This is a genomic window from Streptomyces sp. NPDC093546 (genome assembly GCF_044765045.1).
Taxonomy (GTDB): Bacteria; Actinomycetota; Actinomycetes; order Streptomycetales; family Streptomycetaceae; genus Streptomyces.
In genome coordinates, this window is sequence record NZ_JBIWJG010000002.1 from 373292 (window position 1) to 395781 (window position 22490).

A 22490-nucleotide genomic window follows, 5' to 3' on the forward strand; every position below is an offset into this window, starting at 1 on the left:
GCCCGGCACGCTGTGATCCTGCTGCTGTCGCACTCCGACACCGACCTGCTGAGCGCCCGCGCGGCCGGAGGCCCGGTCGCGTACCGGTTCGCCAACCCCGCCCGGCTCCTGCTGGACGACCTCCCCGGCCTCCTCGACGGCGTGGACCTCGTCGTCGTACGCCTCCTCGGCGGCATCCGCGCCTGGGAGGACGGCCTTCAGACGCTGAGGGAGACCGGCAAGCCGCTGGTCGTGCTCACCGGCGAACAGGCCCCCGACGCCCAGCTGATGGAGACCTCCACCGTCCCCATCGGCATCGCGGCCGAGGCCCACGCCTACCTCGCCCACGGCGGCCCGGACAACCTGGAGCAGCTCGCCCGCTTCCTGTCCGACACGGTCCTCCTCACCGGCCACGGCTTCGAGCCGCCTGCCGCCGCGCCCACCTGGGGCCCCCTGGAGCGCGAGCACCGCACCACCACCGGCCCGACCGTCGCGGTGCTGTACTACCGCGCGCACCACATGAGCGGGAACACCACGTTCGTCCACACCCTGTGCGACGCCGTCGAGGACGCGGGCGGCCAGGCCCTCCCCCTCTACGTGGCGTCCCTGCGGGCCCCCGAGCCCGAGCTGCTGGACACCCTGCGCACCGCCGACGCCGTCGTCACCACCGTCCTCGCCGCCGGCGGCACCAAGCCCGCCGAGGCGCAGGCGGGCGGCGACGACGAGTCCTGGGACGCGGGCGCGCTCGCCGCGCTCGACGTCCCCATCCTCCAGGCCCTGTGCCTGACCGGCTCGCGCTCTGCCTGGGAGGAGAACGACGAGGGGCTCTCGCCGCTCGACGCCGCCAGCCAGGTCGCGGTCCCCGAGTTCGACGGGCGCCTCATCACCGTGCCGTTCTCCTTCAAGGAGATCGACGCCGACGGCCTGCCTGCGTACGTCGCCGACGCCGAGCGCGCCGCGCGCGTGGCCGGGATCGCCGTACGCCACGCCCGCCTGCGCCACATCCCGAACGCCGCCAAGCGCCTGGCGCTGGTCCTCTCCGCGTACCCCACCAAGCACTCCCGCATCGGCAACGCCGTCGGCCTCGACACCCCCGCCTCCGCCGTCGCGCTGCTGCGCCGCCTGCGCGAGGAGGGCTACGACTTCGGTACGGACGAAGTCCCCGGCCTCGCCTCCGGCGACGGCGACGAGCTGATCTACGCGCTCATCGAGGCGGGTGGCCACGACCAGGAGTGGCTCACCGAGGAGCAGCTCGCCCGCAACCCGGTGCGCATCCCGGCCGCCGACTACAAGCGCTGGTACGCCACCCTGCCGCAGGAACTCAGGGACGGCGTCGAGCAGCACTGGGGCCCGCCGCCCGGCGAGATGTTCCTGGACCGCTCCCGCAACCCCGAGGGCGACATCGTCCTCGCCGCCCTGCGGCGCGGGAACCTCCTCATCCTCATCCAGCCGCCGCGCGGCTTCGGCGAGAACCCGATCGCGATCTACCACGACCCCGATCTGCCGCCGTCGCACCACTACCTCGCCGCGTACCGCTGGATCGCCACGTCCGAGGACGACGGCGGTTTCGGGGCGGACGCCATGGTCCACCTCGGCAAGCACGGCAACCTGGAGTGGCTGCCCGGCAAGAACGCCGGCCTGTCCGCCGCCTGCGGCCCGGACGCCGCGCTCGGCGACCTGCCGCTGATCTACCCGTTCCTGGTGAACGACCCGGGCGAGGGCACCCAGGCCAAGCGCCGCGCCCACGCCACGCTCATCGACCACCTGGTGCCGCCGATGGCGCGCGCCGAGTCGTACGGCGACATCACGCGCCTGGAGCAGCTGCTCGACGAGTACGCGCAGATCTCCGCCATGGACCCGGCCAAGCTGCCCGCCATCCGCGCCCAGATCTGGACGCTGATCCAGGCCGCCCGGCTCGACCACGACCTGGGCCTGGAGGACCGGCCGGACGACGACGGCTTCGACGACTTCCTGCTTCACGTCGACGGCTGGCTCTGCGAGGTCAAGGACGCGCAGATCCGCGACGGCCTGCACGTGCTGGGCGGCGCCCCGACCGGCCCCGAGCGCGTGAACCTGGTCCTCTCCATCCTCCGCGCCCGCCAGATCTGGGGCGGTACGCAGTCCCTGCCCGGCCTGCGCGAGGCCCTGGGGCTCGACGAGTCGGCCGCCACCCGCACCACCGCCGACGAGGCGGAGGACAAGGCCCGCGCCCTGGTCGAGGCGATGGAGGCCGCCGACTGGAACCCGGCCGCCGTGCCGTCGGTCGCCGAGGGCCACGGCCCGGACGTGGCGCGGATCCTCGACTTCGCCGCCCGCCAGGTCGTCCCGCGCCTCGCCGCCACCACCGACGAGCTCGACCACGCCGTCCACGCCCTCAACGGCGGCTTCGTCCCGGCCGGCCCCTCCGGTTCACCCCTCCGGGGCCTGGTCAACGTCCTGCCGACGGGCCGCAACTTCTACTCCGTCGACCCCAAGGCCGTCCCCTCCCGCCTCGCCTGGGAGACCGGCCAGGCGCTCGCCGACTCCCTCCTCCAGCGCTACCGCGCCGACAACGGCGACTGGCCCACCTCCGTCGGCCTGTCCCTGTGGGGTACGAGCGCGATGCGCACCGCCGGCGACGACGTCGCCGAGGCGCTCGCCCTCCTCGGCATCCGCCCCGTCTGGGACGACGCCTCGCGCCGCGTCACCGGCCTGGAGCCCATCCCGCTCGCCGAGCTGGGCCGCCCGCGCATCGACGTGACGCTGCGCATCTCCGGCTTCTTCCGGGACGCCTTCCCGCACACCATCGGGCTGCTGGACGACGCCGTGCGCCTCGCGGCCTCCCTCGACGAGCCGGCCGAGGACAACTTCGTCCGCGCCCACGCGCAGGCCGACCTCGCCGAGCACGGCGACGAACGCCGCGCCACCACCCGCATCTTCGGCTCCCGGCCGGGCACGTACGGCGCGGGCATCCTCCAGCTGATCGACTCGCGCGACTGGCGCACCGACGCGGACCTCGCCGAGGTGTACACGGTCTGGGGCGGCTACGCGTACGGGCGCGGCCTGGAGGGCAAGCCCGCCCGCACCGAGATGGAGACGGCGTACAAGCGCATCGCGGTGGCGGCCAAGAACACCGACACCCGCGAGCACGACATCGCGGACTCCGACGACTACTTCCAGTACCACGGCGGCATGGTCGCGACCGTCCGCGCGCTCAAGGGCACGGCCCCGGAGGCGTACATCGGCGACTCCACCCGCCCGGAGAGCGTCCGCACCCGCACGCTCGTGGAGGAGACGTCGCGCGTCTTCCGCGCCCGCGTGGTCAACCCGCGCTGGATCGAGGCGATGCGCCGTCACGGCTACAAGGGCGCGTTCGAGCTGGCGGCGACGGTCGACTACCTCTTCGGGTACGACGCCACGACCGGCGTCGTCGCCGACTGGATGTACGACAAGCTCACCGAGGCGTACGTCCTCGACCCGGAGAACCGCGCCTTCCTCCAGGAGGCCAACCCCTGGGCCCTGCACGGCATCGCCGAGCGGCTCCTGGAGGCCGAGTCGCGCGGCATGTGGGCCAAGCCCGATCCGCAGGTCCTGGAGCAGTTGAAGCAGGTCTTCCTGGAGACCGAGGGCGAACTGGAGGACAAGTGAGCCGGGGAGTCGAGCTCACGGTCTCCACCGAGGACGAGGAGCTGGACAAGCTCCTCGACCGGGAGCTGACGGCGTTCAACACGGCGGCCACCGGCGCCGACGACCACACCGAGGTGTACATCCGCGCCACGGACGCCGAGTCCGGCGAGGTCGTCGGCGGGCTCACCGGCTGGACGTGGGGCGGCCTCGGCGCGGTCGACATGCTGTGGGTCCGCGAGGACCAGCGGGGCACCGGCCTCGGCAGCCGGCTGATGCGTGCCGCCGAGGACGAGGCGCGGCGGCGCGGCTGCGGCCGCATGACCGTCTCCTCGTACACCTTCCAGGCACCGCCCTTCTACCGGCGCCTCGGGTACGTCGAGACGGGCCGCGTCCGGGGTGTCCCGGGCGGCCACGTGGACGTGTACTTCGAGAAGCCGCTGGAGCCGTCGGCACCGGCCCCGCCGTTCCAGGTGGCCGTGGTGCTGGACTACCCGGCGGGCGCGGACGTCCTCGACGACGCCCTCGCCCACGAGGAGCGCACGCTCGCCCTGCTGCCCCGCCACGGCGGCCGGCTGGAGCGGCGGCTGCGCACGGCGGACGGCCGGTCGGAGGTGCACCTGCTGACCTTCCCGTCGGAGGACGCCTACCGCGCCTTCCTGGCGGACCCGGAGCGCACGCCGGACGGGCGCGTCACGGCGCGGGTGCTGGAGGTCGGCGAGGTGTACGACTGAGCCGAGGTGTACGGGGCCGAGGAGTACGACCGGGCCGAGGAGTACGACCGGTCCTCGGGCGGCTGCATCGTTCGATGTAGTGCCGGTTCGTCCGGCCTCACGACGATTCCGGCGGGCCGCGCCGGAACGATGGAACGCATGACCGACACACTGCGCGCTCCCGTGCGGACCGGCACGAAACGGCTCGCCCTCCTCGACGTCCTGCGCGGAGCGGCCATCCTCGGTACCCTCATGACCAACGTCTGGGTCTTCACGACCTGCGGCTCCGAGTGGGGCGTGCTGCAGGGCGCCCTCGGCCAGGTGACGTTCGGGTCCTTCCCCGAGGCCGCCGAGGGGGTGTTCCGGCTGCTGGCGGACGGGAAGTTCCTGTCGCTGCTGACGATCCTCTTCGGGGCCGGGCTCGCCATCCAGTACGCCTCGGCGGCGCGGCGCGGGCAGCCGTGGCCGGGGCGGTACAAGTGGCGGGCGCTGTTCCTCTTCGCCGAGGGCACCGTGCACTTCGTGCTGGTCTTCGCGTGGGACGTGCTCATGGGGTACGCGGTGACCGCGCTGCTGGTGGCGTGGCTGCTGACGCGCTCCGAGCGGGCGCGGCGCCGCGTGATGTGGTGGGCGGCCGGCGTGCACCTGACGGTCATGGGGCTGCTGACGGCGGTGCTGGCCACCGCCGACAACGACCCGGGCAGCGGCGACGGGGTCTCCCCGGCCGTCGTGGAGCTGTACGCCCACGGCGGCTACCTCGACCAGGTCGCCTTCCGGCTGGAGAACGCCATCGCGCTGCGCCTGGAGCCGGTGTTGAGCTTCTTCCTGCTGCTGTTCCTCTTCCTGCTGGGCGTACGGCTCTTCCGGGCGGGCGCCTTCGGCGCGGACGAGGCGGCGCGGCGGCTGCGGGCGCGGCTGCTGGGCTGGGGCCTCGGGCTCGGTGTGCCGCTCAACGTGGCGGTGGCGCTGGCCGGTCCGGACTACTTCCTGCTGGGCCGGTATGGCGCGGCGCCGCTCATGGCCGTCGGCTACATCGGCCTGATCGGCGCGCTGGTGGACCGGGTGCGCCGCCCCGGGCCGCTGATGACCGGGCTGACCTCCGTGGGCCGGACCGCCCTGTCCGGCTACGTCCTGCAGAACCTGCTGTGCATGCTCGCCTCGTACGGCATCGGCCTCGGCCTGGCCGCCCGGCTGGGCGACACCTGGCGGCCGTGGTGGGTGATGGGCCTGTGGGCGGTGGTGTGCGCGGTGCTGATGGTGGGCTCGACGCTGTGGCTGCGCCGCTTTGCCAACGGCCCGCTCGAATCCGTCCAGAAGTGGGCGCTGCGGCGCTGATCAGCGGGCGCCCAGGACGCGTACGGCGTCGACGATGAGGTCCCAGTAGGCGGGGACGTCCACGTCGACGCCGACGTACGCGTTGGGCGGGTCGCCCGTGACGCCGTCGAGGTCGACGACGGTCGCCCCGCGCGTGTGCGTGCCGGTGAGCTCGACGGCGACGGGCACGTGGACGAGCCTGATGAGGTCCGGGTCGATGAGGTGCGCGACGGTCAGCGGGTCGTGCAGCGGCGGGGCGGGGAAGCCGAAGACCGCGCGGTAGGTGGTGCCGAAGTACGTCAGCAGCTCGGTGCACAGGCGCGCGAGCGGTGTACCGAGGGCGTCGACGCGGGCGACGACGTCGGGGGTGGCGAGCGCCTTGTGGCTGACGTTCAGGCCGATCATGGTGACGGGCAGGCCGCTGCTGAAGACGATGTCGGCGGCCTCCGGGTCGGACAGGACGTTGAACTCGGCCGCCGGGGTCCTGTTGCCCCGCTCCGTCGATCCGCCCATCAGCACGATCCGCTCGATCCGCCCGCCCAGCTCGGGGTGGGCGAGCAGGAGCGCGGCGATGTTGCTGAGCGGGCCGGTCGGGACGAGCGTGACGGGCTCGGGGTGGGAGAGGAGCGTGTCGCGGAGGAACGTCACGGCGTCCCTTCCGTCGACCGGCACGGTCGGCTCCCCGAACCCGGGTCCGTCGAGCCCCGACTCGCCGTGGATGTTCCCGGCGACGATCCCCCTGCCGTGCAGCGGCCCCGCCAGCCCGGCGGCGATGGGCACGCCCTCGATCCCGGCGACGGTGCAGACGCGGCGGGCGTTGAGGGTGGTCTTCTCCACCGTCTGGTTCCCGGCGACGGTGGTGATGCCGAGCAGCCGGACCGCCGGGTGGGCGGCGGCGAGCATGATCGCGAAGGCGTCGTCGTGGCCGGGGTCGCAGTCCAGGATCACGGGGATGGGCATGGCGGCCTCCAGACGCGGGTGCGTACGGGACCACGCTCCCGCGTCCGGGGCCGCCGTGTCACGGACCCCGCGCGCCTGCGCCGCTCACTTCAGCGGCTTGCACACCTCGGTGACCGGCTTGGTGGAGCCGTCGGGGGTGTATGTGACCGTCTTGCCGTCGCGGTGGTAGGTCACCTTGTACTCGCGGTTGGTCTCGCCCGGCTTGTGGACGGCCTGGACGAAGTGCCCGGTGCCGTCCACGATGACCGCGCAGCCCTGGTCGATGATCACGAACGCGTTGCCCTTCCGCAGGCCGCAGAACGGCAGCCCCTTGACGCTCGTGATGGCCTCGCCGACGCGGTAGGTCGGCGAGGGCGTGGGAGTGGGCGCGTACGGGTCCGCCGGGGCGGCGGCGGCCGGGGCGGCGAACGCGGCGCCGAGGGCGAGCGCGCCGGCGCAGGCGGGGGTGATCAGGTGGCGGGACACACGCATGGCATCGGCCCTTCCATGGGGAGGCCCCCGAGCACGACATGTGTAGCCCGCCCCGCAGATCATTACTCCATCGGAGTGTCCAGCGCAGTGTCCACGCGCCGGCGTACCCACCACAGCGTCGCCGCCGCGAGGCACGCCGAGCCGACGAAGGTCAGCGGGAGGAAGAGCCTCGGGCCGTCGTCCCGTGCGGGGGCGGTGGCCGCGGTCCCGCCCCGGTCCTTCGGGGCGGCCGGCGCACCGGCCGCCGCGGGGACCGCGGGCACCGCGGAGGCGCCGGGGCGCTGCTTCGCCGGCGGCAGCAGGGAGCCGACGGGGTGGGCGCGCGGGGCGGCGGCGAAGCCCCAGTCGAGGAGCTTGCGCGCCTCCTCGTAGACGGCGTACGCGCCGCCCGCGCGCGGGTTCATCACCGTGACGACGAGCGTGCGCCCGTCCCGGCGGGCGGCGGCGACCAGGGTGTGGCCGGCGCCGCTGGTGTAGCCGTTCTTCACGCCGAGGATGCCGGGGTAGCGGGCGACGCCGTCGTCGCCGGTGAGGAGCCGGTTGGTGTTGCGGATGCCGTACGACCAGCCGCGCGCCGGGAACTTCGCGTACGGCGTCGCGCAGTACCGGGCGAAGTCCGGGTCGCGCAGGCCCGCGCGGGCGAAGACGGCGAGGTCGTACGCGGACGAGACCTGCCCCGGCGCGTCGTAGCCGTCGGGGGAGACGACGCGGGTGTCGCGGGCGCCGAGCGCCTCGGCGGTGGCCTGCATCTCGCGGACGGTGGCCGCCCAGCCGCCGTTGAGGCCCGCCAGCACGCGCACGGCGTCGTTGCCGGAGCTGAGGAACACCCCGCGCCACAGGTCCGCCACCCGGTAGGTGGTCTCCTCCTGGATGCCGACCAGGCTGCTGCCGTCGCCGATCCCGGTCAGCTCGTGCCTGCTGACCGTGTGCGGCCGCTCCGGCGACAGCCCCGGCAGCGCGGCCAGGGCGAAGAGGACCTTGAGCGTGGAGGCGGGCGGCAGCCGCTTGTGCGCGTCGTGCGCGGCGATCACCGCACCGCTGCGGGCGTCCGCGACCAGCCAGGAGCGGGCGCTCAGCACCGGCGGCCGCGCCACGCCCGGCGGCAGGCGCACCTGGGTGCCGGAGCGGTGCAGGACGGACGCGTCGACGGCCGCGGCGGGGCGCGGCGGGAGGGGCTCCACCGGGAAGGGGGGCGCGGAGGGCGGCAGGGCCGGAAGCAGGGAAGGCCCCAGGTAGAGGGCGGCGGCCGCGAGCGAGCTGACGATCATTCAGTCACGTTAAAAAGCTGCCGTCAGCACCGCAGGGCGAGTGCGCCGTACGGACGACAGCGTGCCCCGGCCGCATCAATCGACGCTGGGCGGGCACTGGGAAAGCTCGGGCACCCAACCGACCGGCACCCAACCGACCGGCACGGAACCGGCCGGCACCGAACCGACCGGGCACCCAGCCGACCGGACGAGCTCTCCCGGAGGGACGACATGCAAGCGGACGCGGTCCTGCGCGACAAGGTCTTCATGCGGCTGCTCCCGCAGACGGGCCAGGAGATCCCCGTACTGGCGCACATGGCGTACGACCCCCAGGATCCCTACGCCGTCACCGTGAACTTCACGCACGGCGGCTGGACCTACGCCGAGTGGCGCCTCGACCGCGACATGCTGCGCGACGCGCTGGAGGGCGTGCACGGCGGCGCGGTCGGCGAAGGGGACGTACGCGTGTGGCCGGAGGTGAACGGCACGCGCGAGGAGCTGTGCATCGAGCTGATGCACAGCGCGGTCTTCACCGTGTGGGCGCCGTCGCTGCGCGGCTTCCTGGACCGGACGTACGCGGCCGTGCCGGCGGGTGAGGAGCACGTCGAGCTGGACGCGTTCCTGGAGGAGGTGCTGAGCTCGGGCAGTCGGTGACCTCCTGACACCCTGGAGGCATGGGTGTCGTACGAGGTGAGGAGCGCACCGTCGTCGGAGCGGTGGCGGTCGGCGGCGCGCTGGGGGCCGCCGCGCGGTACGGGGTGTCGCTGGCGTGGGCCGCGCCGCCGGGCGGCTTCCCGTGGGCCACGCTGGGGGTCAACGGCGTGGGCTGCGCGCTCATCGGTGTCCTGATGGTGGTGCTCACGGAGGGCGGGGTCCCGGCGCACCGGCTGGTGCGGCCGTTCCTCGGTACGGGCGTGCTGGGCGGGTTCACGACGTTCTCGACGTACGCCGTGGACGTCGAGCGGCTGCTGCGGCGCGGTGAGACCGCGACCGCGCTGTCCTACCTGGCGGCGACGGTGCTGGTGGCGCTCGCGGCCGTCTGGTCGGCGGCCCGGCTGACGCGCGCGGCGCTGGCGCGGCGGGCCCCGGCGCGGAGGGCGGCGCCGTGAACTGGCTCCTCGTGATCGTCGGCGGCGCCGTCGGCGCACCGCTGCGGTACCTGACCGACCGGGCCGTGCGCGCCCGCCACGACGGGCTCTTCCCCTGGGGCACCTTCGCGGCCAACGTGACCGGCTGCCTGGTCCTCGGGCTGCTGACCGGCGCCGCGTCCCAGGTGCAGCTGCTTTTGGGGACGGGGCTGTGCGGGGCGCTGACGACGTACTCGACCTTCTCGTACGAGACGCTCCGGCTGGCCGAGACGGGCGTGAAGGGGTACGCGGCCCTCAACGTGGCCGCGAGCGTGGCGGCGGGACTGGCGGCGGCGTTCGCGGGGGCGGCGCTGGTGCGGTGACCGCCGCTGTGGGGCGTTCGGCGCGCGCACTCGTGTGACGCCTGGTAAGAATGAGGCAAGGCTTTCCTAACCCTGTCCGCCTGTCTGTGTGCCCGTCTGCCCGCCCGAGGACGCGTATGCCCGCCACCGCCGTACTGCCGCAGCGCCCCGCCCTGGCCCCGGTCGCCGACGCGTACCGCCGGATGGCCGCCGCCTCGCCGTACCTGCGGATGGAGGTCGCCGAGCGGCCCGGCCAGGGCGGCGACTGGGTCCGCGCCCGGCGGCTCGCCGAGGACCCCGACGCCGTGGCGACCCTCGTCGCGGCCGAGGAGCGGCGCATCCGCGAGACCTACGGCGTACGGCCCCGGCCCGACGTCGCGCCCACCTGGGTGCTGCACCGGTACGCCTTCACGGCCGCGCTCGCCATGAGCGGCCCCTGGTACCTGGAGCGCCGGGTGCCGCTCCTGACGGCCGACGGCGTGACGTACGGCTGGCGGACGCGCCGGCTCGTGGTGGCGCCGGGGACGGAGACCGTCGCCGCCTCGGCGGGGGCCGTCCTGGAGGCCGAGCTGCGCGCGGCGGTGGCCGCGCACCTGGCGCCGGTGCTGGAGGCCTTCCAGCCGCTCGTGCGGCGCGGCGAGCGCGGCATGTGGGCCCTGGTCACCGACGCGCTGGCGCAGGGCCTGTGGCACCTGGGGCGCGGGCTCGGCGACCCCTGGGCCGCGGCGCGCGCCGCCGACGCCCTGCTCCCCGGCGGCACGGCCCCGCTCCCCGGCGCGGCCGCCTTCCGCCCCGACCCGGCCCCGGAGGCGTGCGGCGAGCCGACGCGCACCCGGGTGAGCTGCTGCCTGCTGTACACGGTGCGGCCCGAGGAGGTCTGCGCGACCTGCCCGCGGCGCACGCGCCGAACCTCCGTGTAGGGCTCAGACCAGCAGGAACGCCGCCGCCGTCGCCGCGCCCAGGCTCGCGCCCGCCACGGTCTGGGCGACCGTGTGGTAGCCCAGCGCCACGCGGGACCAGCACACGGCGGTCGTCAGGGCGTAGGCCAGGAGCCACCAGGGGGAGTGGACCGCGGAGAGCAGAGCCACGACCGCCGAGGCGACGGCGGAGTCGACGGAGATCTTCCAGACCGTGTTGACCGCCAGCAGGCCGACCGTCATCGCCCACAGCGCCAGCATCGCGACGAGGATGCCGGTCGGCGCGTGGCCCACCGTCATGATCAGCGAACCGGTGCCGATGGAGCCGAGGATCACGAAGAAGATCGGCGCCCGCTTGGTCCGGTCGACGACGTGCCGGTCGCCCCAGGTGCCGCGCCCCCGCTCCCACTCGATGTACCCGGCCGGGACCAGGCCCGCGCAGAGCGCGCCCAGGAGGCCCCACAGCAGGCCGCTCCAGTGGCCCGCGGACGCGTAGCCGATGGCCGTCATGCCGATCAGCAGGACGTTGCGGGGCTGGAGGACGTCCGTGACGGTACGCGCCACCGCCCGCCGCTCGACCGGTTTCGTCGTGCTCACGCGCGCTCCCCCGCGAGTTCCAGGAGCCGGGCCGCCCGCTCCCCGTCGACCGTCCGGTACGCCGCCGCGACGCACACCAGCCACGCCACCTCGTCGTCCTGGTCGGCGGCGTGCTTCGCCTCGATGGCCGCGGCCTTCCCGGCGGGCGCGCCGCCCGCCTTCGCGGCGAGGGCCGCCTTGATCCAGTACGCGTCCGCCAGCGGGCCCGGCTCACCGCCCGCCGCGGCGCGCGCCGCGTCGACCAGGCCGTCGGGGACGTAGTGCCGCAGCTTCTCCACGGCGTCCGCGATGTCGGCGGCCCAGCGGTCCACCCGCAGGTCGGACGGGGTGCCGAAGCGGGTCAGCTCGCGCGCGAGCGAGGCAGGCGGCTCGAAGGGCTGGTCGGGGAAGGCGACCATCAACTCCCGCCACAGCGGGTGCAGCCTCGCCTGCGCCCGCCACAGCTTCACGCGCCGCCACCCCTTGCTGAACGCGGGGATGGACGCGCCGACCGCGAAGAAGGCGAAGAGCACGACCTGCGCGAGCTCCGTCACCTTGTCGAAGGTCTGCGCGAAGGCGTGGCTCGGCTGCTCGACGACGCTGATCCACAGGAACAGCGTCCGGCTGACGGTGTAGCCGACGCCGATGAACATGGCGAACGTCATCATGCCGAGCCCGACCCGCAGATGGCGCAGCGTGGCGCCCGCGGTCGCCAGGGCCCACTGGTAGGCGCAGACGGCGGACGCCGCGCCCAGGTAGAGGTAGAAGACGCTCATGTAGAGCGTGGCGCCCCACTGCCCGGCGTGGTCGGAGACGAAGCGGTCGGAGGGGACGGACCGGTCCACGACGGTGAAGAAGAGCACGGTCAGCAGGACCAGCGTGGCGACGGACGCCTTCGCCGCCACGTGCTGCACCATCCGCGCGAACCGCACGTGCCGCGGCACGGCCCCGCCCTCCGGGTAGTGGCCGTAGATGGCGACGATGTAGCTGAGGATGGCGAGGATCGCGATGGTCGCCGTGTAGTGCTTGATGAGGACGGCGAGGTCGACGACCGGGCTGTTGTTGAGGCCGATGCGTACGGCGTGGGTCTTGGTCCACAGGGCGGCGGCGAACCCGGCGTAGCACCCCCACAGGGCGCGGCGGCGCTTGTCCTCCTCGTCGCCCCACAGGGCGGCGGGCATGCGCCACAGCGCGACGGCGGTCATCAGCCCGGCTATGAGGTAGCCGGCGATGTCGAGGGCGGTCACGAAAAGTCCTTCGGGGTACGGGGGGCGCGGCGGAAGAGGCCGCGCCGCCGGTGGGCGACGGGCCGGGAGAGCGAGTTCGCGAGGCGCCCCACCATGTCGTCGCTCGTCACGTCCCGCGCCATGCGCGGGATGAGCGAGGCGCCGAACTCGGCCACCCGCTCGTCATGGGTGTCGTACTGCGCGCGCGCCTGCACGGTGGCGCCCGCGTCGAGGACGCGCGCGATCAGCGACGTGTCGAAGACGGGGAGGAGGCGGCGCAGCTGCTCGGCGTCGAGGGTGGTGCCGTGGTCGAACCACTCGTGGCACAGCTCGTGCAGGATGACGTGCTGCGTCTGGTACGCGGTGGGGCGGCGGCGGTAGAGGACGAAGCTGGTGTTCCCGGAGGTGAGGCGCAGCCCGCAGGCCGCGTTGACGCGGGCGAGGCGGTCGGGCAGTTCGCGCAGCACGATGGTGCGGCCCCGGGCCGCCTCCATGTTGGCGACGAGCGCCTCGATGGTGAAGGGGGCGGGGATGGGCAGGTCCGCCAGACCGGCTTCGCACTCTTTGCGCAGTTTGCGCAGGGACATGGATGCTGCCTCTTACGTCCGTCCGACTGTCCACGCGCCGGGGTCACGCGTGCGTGTGACATGCGGTCGGCGAGTTTACCGGCCCGGCTCGTCGCCCCCGTCCTCCCTCTTCTTCGTCTCCTCCAGGAGGGAGAGCGCGAACTCCAGGAGTTCCGCCGGGATTCCGTCCTCGTCGTTGCCGCGCGCCGCCACGCCGCTGATCTCCCCGGTGCGGCGCTTGGCGAGGAACTGCAGCCCGGCGACGACGTCGTCCACGACCTCGGACTCGTCCTTGAAGAAGCGCCAGTCCACGCCGAAGCCGAGGCCCAGGGCCTTGAGGATGTCCTCGGAGGGGTGCGTGACCTTCCCGGCCAGGATGTTGGAGAAGTAACTGTGCGACAGGGAACCGCCGCGCTGTTTGACGAGGTCCGCGAAGAAACGCCCCGAGACCTTCTGGCCGGGGAAGGTCTTCTCGACCATGTACTCGACCTTCTGCTGCAACGTCCGTAGCTCGGGCGTGCGTTCTTCGCCGTTGGTCATCCGGGTCCCCACGTTGAGCGATAGTCGAGTGCGGTCAACGGGCTCGTACTGTAACCGACCTGGAACGTTGGCGTCTTTGCATCAGCGACAAAGTGGAGCATCTTGCTTCCGCGTCGGATTCGGACTTGCGCAAGCACTCTACGTCACTGTTAACTCGAAAAAACACGGGCGGGGGACCGCGAGGGGAGTCCCTTGCCCGTGTTGACCGCTGCGCGCGTCGCCGGGGCCGGGGGAATATGCCCGGTACAAGGATGTAGCCCTTCGCGACGGGGGATGCACGAAGGGCTACATCCGCATTATGACACCTCGTCATGCGCGGAGGACAGGCACCCCGGCGGACAATTAGCGGCCGTTTACCTTCCGCCCCGGCGCGCGGCCCCGCGGATGCCTCGTTAGCGTGACAAAAAGGACCACGTTCGAGGTGTCGAGCCGGAGAGAGACCAAGACCATGGCGGTACTACCTGAAGGCACCCCCTGCTGGGCGGACGCGATGTTCACCGACCTGGAGGGCGCGAAGAGCTTCTACGGTGACGTGCTGGGCTGGACCTTCGCCGAGGCGTCGTCGGAGTACGGCGACTACACGGAGGCGTACGCGGACGGGAAGGCCGTCGCCGCCGTCGTACCGCCCATGCCGGGGCAGGAGGGCCAGACGGCCGTGTCGGCGTGGTGCCTGTACTTCGCGTCGCCGGACGCCGAGGCCACCGCGCGCAAGATCCGCGACAGCGGCGGCGAGGTGCTGATGGGGCCGATGGGGGTGGGCGACTTCGGCACGATGGTGCTGGCCCGCGACCCCGGTGGGGTCGTCTTCGGCGTCTGGCAGGCGGGCGTCCACGAGGGCTTCGCCGCGCGGGGCGTGCGCGGCGCGTACTGCTGGGCGGAGGTCTTCACGCGCGATCCGGAGAAGGCCGACGCCTTCTTCGCCTCCGTCTTCCCGTACCGGGTCAAGAGGATGGAGGCGCCCGAGGAGATCGACTTCGTCGTCTTCGACGTCGGCGACGACACCGTGCTCGGCCGGATGCGGATGACGAGCGACTTCCCGCCGGAGGTCCCGCCGTACATCAACGTGTACTTCGCCGTCGACGACTGCGACGCGACGGTGGCGAAGGCGACCGCGCGCGGCGGGGTGCTGCGGTGGGGGCCGATGGACACGCCGTTCGGGCGGTTCGCGACGCTGACCGACCCGCAGGGCGCGGCGTTCTCCATCATCGACATGGAGCGGACCGAGGGCGAGATGCCGCGGATGACCGAGGTCTCCTGACACCACGGCCCACCCCAGGCGTCAGTCCTCCGCGGCGCCGGCTTCCGGCGCGCCGGGTGTCATCGTCACCTGGCCCGGGGTCGTACCGCCGGAGCTGTCGTCGGGCGAGAACAGCGCCATGCCGGCCAGGACGGCCGCGACGAACGCCACCGCGCCCGCGATGGCACTCGCGACCCGGGGCCGCCGGCTGACGAACGCCCGCGCCTCGCCGAGCCGCTGCGGGGCGGGCGCGGCCCGGCGCCCCCGACCACCGCCGGGGCTGTTCCTGGGCAGCGCGTACGTGGTCGGCGCCTGCGCCGCGGCAGGAGCCGGACCCGGCATGGGGGTGGACACGGGCAGGGGCGCCGGCATGGGCGCGGCACCCCGCGCCGGGGCCGGTCTCCGCGCCGGGGCGGGAGCCGGTCCCGGCATCGGGGCGGGCGCGGGCATCGGCTGCGCGCGGACCTGCCAGGCGCCCGAGCCGAACCAGTCCGCGACCTGCTGCGCCGACGGCCGCTCCTCCGGCTGCTTGGCCAGCATCCCCAGCAGGTATGCCTCGAAGGCGGGCGGCACGTCCGCGCCCAGCCCGCGCGGCGGCACCGGGGGCGTGTCGATGTGCTGGTAGAGCGTGGCGGTGGCCGTGTCCGCCTGGAACGGCGGGCGGCCCGTCACCAGCTGGTAGAGCACGCAGCCCAACGAGTACACGTCGGACGCCGGGCCCGCCGGCCGCCCCAGCGCCCGCTCCGGGGCCAGGTAGAGGCTCGTGCCGACGATCTGCCCCGCCGTCGTGAGCGCGGCCGCCGGGTCGTCGACGAACCGGGCGATGCCGAAGTCGCCGAGCTTGACCGTGCCGTCCACGTCGGACATCAGGTTGCCGGGCTTGATGTCCCGGTGGACGATGCCCTGCCGGTGCGCCACGGCCAGGCCCGCCGCCGTCTGCGCGGCGATGGCCGCCACGCGCGGCGCCCGCAGCCGGCCCTCGGCGGCCAGCTCCTGCGCGAGGCTGCGGCCCTCGACGTACTCCATCACCAGATAGAAGCGGCCTTCCCAGGCCCCGAAGTCGAAGACGGCGACCACATGGGGGTGGCTGAGCCGGGCCGCCGTCTGGCCCTCCAGCCGGAAGCGGGCCGCCGCCTGCGAGTCGGCGTCGTCCCCGAGCATCAGCTTGACGGCCACCGGCCTGCCGAGCACCTCGTCCGTGGCCCGCCAGACCTCGCCCATTGCGCCACGGCCGATGGCTGACTCCAACCGGTACCGATCCGCCACCAGCACGTGCGCACCAACCTCTATCCCGATCAAACCCGATCGACCCTGGGAGCAGGGTACCGACCCCGGAGATGAGGGTCGGTCAGCAAGGTCGCCGTACCGAGCCGTTGCCGGTGCCGGTCGTGCTGGTCCATCGCGGTGCACCGGCCGCACGAACAGCGCAACCCGGGGCCGCCCCGCTTTCGGGGCTCCGGCATATGACGAACGCTGATGCCGTGACGGACGCCGCCCGGCCCAGACCCACCACGCGCGCCAGACCGCTGCTCTTCGCCGCCGGAGCCCTGCTCCTGGTGGCGCACGCGAGCGGGTGGCCCCTGGCGTCGCGGCCCCCGCGGGCGGCCGCGGACGGGGTGGGCAAGCACGCCCTCACGCTGTCGGTGACCGTCAACAAGCACCCGGTGCCGGAGGCGGAGCGCGTCGGCATCAGGATCGGCCACGTGGTGGTCAAGCGGTACCGGGTGACCAACCGCTCCGGTGCCGACCTGCACCGGGTGACCGTCCACGACCCCGCCGTACCGGCGGGCGCGGTCCGCTGCCCGGGCGGGCAGGGCTTCTGGATGCGCGGGCTGACGTCCGTCACCTGCATCTCGCGCGTGCCGGCCCCGCCGGGGCGGCACGCCTCCACCGTGCGCGCCCGTGCGCAGGTGCCGTCGGTGGGGATGCGCGTCGAGGCGTCCGCCGCGGCCGCCTACCAGGGGGTCGGCGGGGCGCTGACCCTCGCCGTCGGCGTCGCGGTACGGGACACGGGCACGGGGCCGCCGGGCGCGCTCGTCCGCTACACCGTCACGAATCCCGGCAACCGGCCCGTGTACGGCGCCCGCCTCACCGACGCGGCGCTCGGCAACCCGCCGGTGAGCTGCGGGGGCCGCCCTGCCCTGCCGGAGACGCTGCCGCCGGGGGGTGCCGCGGTGTGCGTGGCGCGGCTGGAGGGGCTGCGGCCCGGTACGTACCGGAGCGCGCCCGAGGTGCGGGGCAGCGACCGGCTGTTCACGCTGGGCCCGACGTGCGAGCGGCCGGTCCCGCCGCCGACGCTGGTGGCCCGCGCGGTGGCCCCGTTCACGGTACGGGCCCCCCGGCCGCGCCCGGTCCCGCCCGCGCCGGGGGCGCCGGGTGTGCCGGGGCCGCCGGGGCCTGCTCCGGGAGCGCCTGGGGTGCCGGGGGCTCCCGGGGTGCCTGGAGTGCCTGGAGTGCCCGTGCCTCCTGGTGTGGCGCCGGTTCCGGTGCCGGGAGCGCCGCCGCTGCCGCCGGGGGTACTGCTGCCGCCGGGAATCGCGGGGCTGGTGCCGGGTGCGGCGGGTGTGGCGGGTGTTCCGGCTGTGCCGGGGGCTGCCGCTGTCGGGGCCGGGGCGGCCGCGGGCGTGGTGGCGGCCGCCGGCACGGGGGTCGGTGCCCTCGCCGGTGCGACGGGCGCCGCCGCCGGTGCCGCCGCTGCCACGGGCGCGGGCTTCGGAGCGGCCGCACTCGCCGCTGCGGCTGCGGCTGCGGCTGCGGCGGAGGGCGAGGGCGCGGGTGCTGCGGGCGCTGCGGGCGCTGCGGGTGCGGGTGCGGCGGGCGCTGCGGGTGCGGGCGCCGCTGTGCCGGGAGCCGCTGCGGTACCCGGCGAGGCGGCGGCTGCCGCACCGGGCGCGGCGGTACCTCCGGGCGCGGCGGTGCCGCCTGGAGCAGCGGTCCCTCCGGGCGCGGCGGTGCCGCCTGGGGCAGCGGTGCCGCCCGGCGCGGCCGTACCGCCCGGGACCGCCGTCGCCCCCGGAGCCGTACCGCCTGGGGCAGCGGTGCCGCCCGGCGCGGCCGTACCGCCTGGAGCCGTACCGCCTGGAGCCGTACCGCCTGGAGCGGCGGTGCCGCCCGGCGCGGCCGTACCTCCGGATGCGGCGGTCCCGCCCGGAGCAGCCGTACCACCAGGAACAGCGGTCCCACCCGGCCTCACCCAGCAACAACAGGCGGAACAGCAACAGCAACAGCAGCAGCAAGCGGAACAGCAACAGCAACAGCAGCAGCAAGCGGAACAGCAACAGCAACAGCAGCAACAACAGCCCCCGGGGCAGCGGACCCAGCCGTCCACCGAGCAGGGGCTCATCGCGCGTGCCGGGGCGCTGCTGGCCGAGGACGAGGAGACGAGCCTCGCCGTGTTCCTGTTCCTGCTCTTCCTGCCCGTGGCGATCGTCGCCGTGATGGCGGGCCGGCGCCTGTGAGAGCGAGCGAGGAAACCGAAGAAACCGAGGAAGCCCTATGAACCATGTGGTGAGCACGCTGGCCGTCGGGCTGTTCGCCGCCCTCCTCGCCGCCGGCGGGGTCGTCCTCTGGCACCACTACCGGCCGGCCGGGGAGGGCGGCGAGGAGGAGGGCGGGGACGTCGTCGAGTACCTCTCGATGATGATCGCCCTCCTCTACGCGCTGCTGCTCGGACTCGCGCTCGTCTCCGTATGGGAGCTGCGGGGCGACGCCGGGTCGAACACGTCCACGGAAGCGGGCGCGCTGCACCAGATGACGATGCTCGCGGACGGCATGCCCCCGGCGCAGCAGAAGCGGATCGAGATCATGGCCGAGCGGTACGCCGTCCACGTGGTCCAGGACGAGTGGCCGCGCCTGGAGGCGCAGCAGCCGCTGGGTGAGCAGGGCTGGGTCCTGCTGCGGCAGCTGCGCGCGGTGTCGGAGGCGCCGCCCGACGCGACCCCGGCGCAGGAGGTGACGGCCCTGGAGATGCTCGGTCAGCTCAGCGTGCTGGACGAGGCGCGCCGGGGCCGGGAGTCGGCCGCCGGGGACTCGCTGTCACCGCTGCTGTGGGCGGGGCTCGCGGTGGGGGCGGTGCTCTCGTTCTGCATCGTGTTCTTCTACGGGGTGGGCCGCACCTGGAGCCATCTGGTGATGCTGATGGGCATGGTGGGGCTGACGGTCTTCCTCGCCGTGCTCATCCACCACCTCGCGACCCCCTTCGGGGACGTGATGGGCGTGGCACCGGACCCGTTCACGGAGTACTTCCCCCGGGCGGCCACGGCGGGCGCCTGACCGCCCGGCACACTGGCCCCCATGAGCGAGAAGCCCTTCCTCTACGTCGTCGTGTGCGCCGCCGGTATCGCCGGCGACGTCCGCAGGCTGATAGCCGTCGCCCGGCACGGCGGCTGGGACGTCGGTGTCATCGCCACGCCGCACGCCGTGCCCTTCCTCGACGTACCGGCGATCGAGGCGCAGACGGGCTACCCGATCCGGTCGGCCTGGCGCCGCCCCGGGGACCCGCGGCCGCTGCCGCCCGCCGACGCCATGGCCGTCGCCCCGGCGACGTTCAACACGATCAACAAGTGGGCGGCGGGCATCGCCGACACGCTGGCGCTGGGCACCCTGTGCGAGGCGTACGGCGCGGGCGTGCCCACCGCCGTCGTGCCGTGCGTGAGCGCGGAGCTGACCGCCCACCCGGCGTACCGGCAGAGCCTGGAGCGGCTGAGCGGGATGGGCGTGCGGATCGGGGAGGGCAGCGCCGCCGCCGGGGGCTTCCGGTGGGAGGAGGCGCTGGAGCTCCTCGCCTGACCGGGTGGGCCGGATGCCCGCCGGGCGGCGGCGCACCAGCTGCGGGTGCCGCCGTTGTGGAGGGACGATGGGTGGCATGGGCGGTGCGGATGGTGGGCTGCGGGCCGAGCGGGAAGCGGTCGACGGCGCGGAGGTGGGACCTTCGCCGGTCGGCGGCCTGCTCGACGTGCTCGGCGTGGCGGCGATCGTCATCGACGCGGACGGGCGCATCGTCCTGTGGTCCCCGCAGGCGGAGCAGCTGGTCGGGTACAGCGCGCACGAGGCGCTGGGCAAGTACGCGGCGCGGCTGCTGGTCGCGGAGGAGCACTTCGAGCTGGTGCTGCGCCTCTTCGACCAGGTGATGACGACGGGCCAGAGCTGGGCGGGCGTCTTCCCCGTACGGCGCAAGGACGGCACCCAGCGGCGGCTGGAGTTCCGCAACATGCGGCTCCTGGACGACCTCGGGGACTTCTACGCCCTCGGGCTCGCCACCGACCGGGAGAAGCTGCGCCAGGTGGAGCGCGACCTCGCGCTGTCGGTGCGGCTGGTGGACCAGTCGCCGATCGGGCTCGCGGTCCTCGGCCCCGACCTGCGGTACGTGGCGGTCAACGCCGCGCTGGAGCGGATCGACGGCCTGAGCTCCGAGGAGCACCTGGGACGCACGGTCGGCGAGGTGCTGCCGTACCTCGACGCCGACCGCACGGAGGCGGCGATGCGGCGCGTGCTGGAGACCGGCGTACCGCTGCTGGACCGGCAGGTGGTGGGGCGGGCCCCGGCCGACCCGGACCACGACCACGCCTGGTCGGTGTCGATGTACCGGCTGGAGGACGTGGCGGGCCGGGCCATCGGCCTGGCGATCTCGGTGGTCGACGTGACGGACCGGTACCGCGCCACCGCCGAGGCGGAGCGGGCGCGGGACCGGCTGGCCGTGGTCGCGGACGCGTCCGTACGGATCGGCACCACGCTCGACCTGGAGCAGACGGCGCGCGAGTTGGCGGACGTCGCCGTGCCGGAGCTCGCGGACATCGCCGCCGTCGACGTCCTGGACACGGTGCTGGAGGGCCGCCCGCACCGGATGGCGGCCATGGCCGACGAGGACGGCCCGGCGGTCTTCCGGGCGCTGGCGGTCTCGGCGGCGTACCCGACGCTCGCCGTGGAGGCGGCCGACCCGCCGGGCGAGCTGGCCCGCTACGGCGCCGACCGGCTCGTCACCCGCTGCGTGCGCACCGCCCGCCCGGTCCGCGAGGAGCGCCTGGACGAGCGGACCCTGTCGTGCGTGGCCCGCGACCGCCGGGCGGCGGACCTGCTCGCCGAGGCGGGCGTCCACTCGTACCTGGCGGTGCCGCTGATCGCGCGCGGCGAGGTGCTGGGCGCGCTCGACCTCAAGCGGGCCCGCAACCCGGTGCCGTTCAGCGAGGACGACACGCTGCTCGCGTGCGAGCTGGCCGCCCGCGCGGCGGTGTGCATCGACAACGCCCGCCTGTACCGGCAACAGCGGGAGACCGCGCTGACGCTCCAGCGCAGCATGCTGCCGGAGACGCCCCGCGACCTCGTCGGCCTGGACGTCGCCTCCCGCTACCAGCCGGCCGGGGCGCGCAGCGAGGTCGGCGGCGACTGGTTCGACATCATCCCGCTGTCCGGCGAGCGGACGGCCCTGGTGGTGGGCGACGTGATGGGCAGCGGCATCAACGCCGCGACCAGCATGGGCCGGCTGCGCACGGCGACGCAGACGCTGGCCCGGCTGGACCTGGAACCGGCCGAGGTGCTGCGGCACCTGGACGAGATCACCGCCGGCATGGAGCCGTCCCTCGCGACCTGCGTGTACGCGGTGTACGACCCGCACCGGGCGGAGTGCCGCCTGTGCACGGCGGGCCACCTCCCGCCGGTGGTGGTGCGCGGCGGGCACACCCCCGTGCTGGTCGACCTGCCCACCGCGCCCCCGCTGGGCGTCGGCGGCATCCCGTTCCGCGAGGTCACGGTGGACCTGAAACCCGGCGACCGGCTGGTCCTCTACACCGACGGGCTGATCGAGACGCGGGAGCACGACATCGACGTACGCCTGGACGCCCTGCTGGCGCTGCTCGCCACCCTGGGGGACCGGTCGCTGGAGGAGTCCTGCGACCGGCTGCTGCGGGAGCTGCGGCACCCGGGGGACCACGACGACGTGGCGCTGCTGATGGCGTGCCCTTCAGGAGGGCCGGCCCGCGGTTCTTCCCTCCGGGACTAGTCTGGAAGACAGGAAGCCCAGCCAGCATCAGGAGCAGTCATGACCTGGAGCATTTCGGGCAACTACCTGGCTGGTTGCTCGTGCGCGATCCTGTGCGGGTGTCCCGTCGACGCCCCGCCGCGCGACGCGGAAGGGCGTGAGCGCTGCGTCGGCTGCGCCGTCTTCCACGTGGCCGACGGGCGTCTGGACGACGTGGACCTGTCCGGGGTGGACTTCGCCTTCTACAACGAATTCCCCTCCCACCTGACCGCCGGCGACTGGAAGGTCGGCGTGGTGGTCGACTCGGGCGCGAGCGACGCGCAGGCCGACGCGCTCGACCGCATCCTGTCCGGCCGGGAAGGGGGCGCCTTCGGCGAGCTCTCGCAGTTCTACGGCGAGTACCTCGGCGTCGAACGGGCGGCCATCTCCCTGTCGGACGGGGACACCCCCGGGCTGGAGGTCGAGGGCAGGACCCGCATCGGCTTCGAGCCGCTGCGGGGGCCCGACGGCACGCCCACGACGATGAAGAACGCGATGTTCGGATTCGCCCCCGAGTTCACCCTGGGCCGCACGACCGGCGAGTCCAACGCCTTCGGGCTGTCCTTCGAGGCGTCGTACGGCGAGATGTCCGACTACACCTTCGCCGGCGATCAGCCCGAGGGCGCGCCCACCGGCCGCGGCTAGCCGCTCCGAGACGACACGGGAGGAGGCCGTCGGACCCCCTCCCGCGTCGCGGGTC

The 22490-nt window shown here is 74.1% G+C and carries 21 protein-coding genes; 13 read left to right on the top strand and 8 right to left on the bottom strand.

What is annotated here, in order from left to right:
* The first annotated feature begins 12 nt into the window (after positions 1–12).
* From cobN to ACIRNI_RS04810, 3 genes are all read left to right on the top strand, one after another.
* Entirely contained in the window at positions 13–3606 is a 3594-nt protein-coding gene (gene cobN / locus ACIRNI_RS04800; RefSeq protein ID WP_403548315.1) for a cobaltochelatase subunit CobN, read from the top strand.
* Positions 3603–4316, top strand: a complete 714-nt coding sequence (locus ACIRNI_RS04805; protein ID WP_403548317.1) for a GNAT family N-acetyltransferase — start codon at positions 3603–3605, stop codon at positions 4314–4316. The genes cobN and ACIRNI_RS04805 overlap by 4 nt, the downstream gene beginning before the upstream one ends.
* Positions 4317–4454: 138 nt before the next feature.
* Complete coding sequence (locus ACIRNI_RS04810; RefSeq protein WP_403548319.1) at positions 4455–5630, top strand: DUF418 domain-containing protein; 1176 nt, start codon at positions 4455–4457, stop codon at positions 5628–5630.
* Here the strand turns inward: ACIRNI_RS04810 and ACIRNI_RS04815 are convergent, their stop codons facing one another.
* From ACIRNI_RS04815 to ACIRNI_RS04825, 3 genes are all read right to left on the bottom strand, one after another.
* Positions 5631–6569: a nucleoside hydrolase gene (locus ACIRNI_RS04815; RefSeq protein WP_403548321.1), complete on the bottom strand. Its 939-nt coding sequence runs from the start codon at positions 6567–6569 to the stop codon at positions 5631–5633. It abuts the gene before it with no gap.
* An 84-nt stretch (positions 6570–6653) separates the two neighbouring features.
* Positions 6654–7040 carry a hypothetical protein gene (locus ACIRNI_RS04820; RefSeq protein ID WP_403548323.1) on the bottom strand — a complete coding sequence of 129 codons (387 nt, stop codon included), beginning with the start codon at positions 7038–7040 and terminating at the stop codon, positions 6654–6656.
* 62 nt (positions 7041–7102) lie between these two features.
* Positions 7103–8308, bottom strand: coding sequence for a D-alanyl-D-alanine carboxypeptidase family protein (locus ACIRNI_RS04825; RefSeq protein WP_403548325.1), 1206 nt, complete (start codon positions 8306–8308; stop codon positions 7103–7105).
* Between the two features lie 210 nt (positions 8309–8518).
* On the opposite strand from ACIRNI_RS04825, the gene ACIRNI_RS04830 reads away from it, so the two are divergent.
* From ACIRNI_RS04830 to ACIRNI_RS04845, 4 genes are all read left to right on the top strand, one after another.
* Positions 8519–8941 carry an SsgA family sporulation/cell division regulator gene (locus ACIRNI_RS04830; RefSeq protein WP_403548327.1) on the top strand — a complete coding sequence of 141 codons (423 nt, stop codon included), beginning with the start codon at positions 8519–8521 and terminating at the stop codon, positions 8939–8941.
* A gap of 20 nt (positions 8942–8961) precedes the next feature.
* Positions 8962–9396 (top strand): fluoride efflux transporter CrcB, encoded by a 435-nt coding sequence (crcB, locus tag ACIRNI_RS04835; protein WP_403548328.1) that lies wholly within the window; start codon positions 8962–8964, stop codon positions 9394–9396.
* The gene (crcB, locus tag ACIRNI_RS04840; RefSeq protein ID WP_403548330.1) at positions 9393–9737 is read left to right on the top strand and encodes a fluoride efflux transporter CrcB; all 345 of its coding nucleotides are present in this window, start codon (positions 9393–9395) and stop codon (positions 9735–9737) included. The genes crcB (ACIRNI_RS04835) and crcB (ACIRNI_RS04840) overlap by 4 nt, the downstream gene beginning before the upstream one ends.
* Positions 9738–9853: 116 nt before the next feature.
* Positions 9854–10636, top strand: a complete 783-nt coding sequence (locus ACIRNI_RS04845; protein ID WP_403548332.1) for a (2Fe-2S)-binding protein — start codon at positions 9854–9856, stop codon at positions 10634–10636.
* Between the two features lie 3 nt (positions 10637–10639).
* On the opposite strand, the gene ACIRNI_RS04850 is transcribed toward ACIRNI_RS04845, so the two are convergent.
* From ACIRNI_RS04850 to ACIRNI_RS04865, 4 genes are all read right to left on the bottom strand, one after another.
* Positions 10640–11230 carry a hypothetical protein gene (locus ACIRNI_RS04850; RefSeq protein ID WP_403548334.1) on the bottom strand — a complete coding sequence of 197 codons (591 nt, stop codon included), beginning with the start codon at positions 11228–11230 and terminating at the stop codon, positions 10640–10642.
* Positions 11227–12456 carry an MAB_1171c family putative transporter gene (locus ACIRNI_RS04855; RefSeq protein WP_403548336.1) on the bottom strand — a complete coding sequence of 410 codons (1230 nt, stop codon included), beginning with the start codon at positions 12454–12456 and terminating at the stop codon, positions 11227–11229. The genes ACIRNI_RS04850 and ACIRNI_RS04855 overlap by 4 nt, the downstream gene beginning before the upstream one ends.
* Complete coding sequence (locus tag ACIRNI_RS04860) at positions 12453–13022, bottom strand: toxin (RefSeq protein ID WP_403548338.1); 570 nt, start codon at positions 13020–13022, stop codon at positions 12453–12455. Before ACIRNI_RS04860 ends, ACIRNI_RS04855 begins: the two co-directional genes overlap by 4 nt.
* Before the next feature lie 75 nt (positions 13023–13097).
* Complete coding sequence (locus ACIRNI_RS04865; RefSeq protein WP_403548340.1) at positions 13098–13541, bottom strand: hypothetical protein; 444 nt, start codon at positions 13539–13541, stop codon at positions 13098–13100.
* A 448-nt stretch (positions 13542–13989) separates the two neighbouring features.
* On the opposite strand from ACIRNI_RS04865, the gene ACIRNI_RS04870 reads away from it, so the two are divergent.
* Entirely contained in the window at positions 13990–14799 is an 810-nt protein-coding gene (locus ACIRNI_RS04870; protein ID WP_403548341.1) for a VOC family protein, read from the top strand.
* Between the two features lie 21 nt (positions 14800–14820).
* On the opposite strand, the gene ACIRNI_RS04875 is transcribed toward ACIRNI_RS04870, so the two are convergent.
* Positions 14821–15999, bottom strand: a complete 1179-nt coding sequence (locus ACIRNI_RS04875) for a serine/threonine-protein kinase (RefSeq protein WP_403548343.1) — start codon at positions 15997–15999, stop codon at positions 14821–14823.
* A gap of 260 nt (positions 16000–16259) precedes the next feature.
* Here ACIRNI_RS04875 and ACIRNI_RS04880 point away from each other — a divergent pair, with 260 nt between their 5' ends.
* The 5 genes from ACIRNI_RS04880 to ACIRNI_RS04900 all read left to right on the top strand — a co-directional run bounded on the left by ACIRNI_RS04880 (position 16260) and on the right by ACIRNI_RS04900 (position 22435).
* Positions 16260–18236, top strand: a complete 1977-nt coding sequence (locus tag ACIRNI_RS04880) for a hypothetical protein (RefSeq protein ID WP_403548344.1) — start codon at positions 16260–16262, stop codon at positions 18234–18236.
* 37 nt (positions 18237–18273) lie between these two features.
* Positions 18274–19050, top strand: coding sequence for a hypothetical protein (locus ACIRNI_RS04885; protein ID WP_403548346.1), 777 nt, complete (start codon positions 18274–18276; stop codon positions 19048–19050).
* Between the two features lie 21 nt (positions 19051–19071).
* A complete protein-coding gene (locus tag ACIRNI_RS04890; RefSeq protein WP_403548348.1) occupies positions 19072–19566 on the top strand; it encodes a flavoprotein in 495 nt (164 codons plus the stop codon).
* A 67-nt stretch (positions 19567–19633) separates the two neighbouring features.
* Positions 19634–21772, top strand: coding sequence for a SpoIIE family protein phosphatase (locus tag ACIRNI_RS04895; protein WP_403548350.1), 2139 nt, complete (start codon positions 19634–19636; stop codon positions 21770–21772).
* Between the two features lie 39 nt (positions 21773–21811).
* Positions 21812–22435 (top strand): DUF1326 domain-containing protein, encoded by a 624-nt coding sequence (locus ACIRNI_RS04900; RefSeq protein WP_403548352.1) that lies wholly within the window; start codon positions 21812–21814, stop codon positions 22433–22435.
* Positions 22436–22490 lie beyond the last annotated feature (55 nt).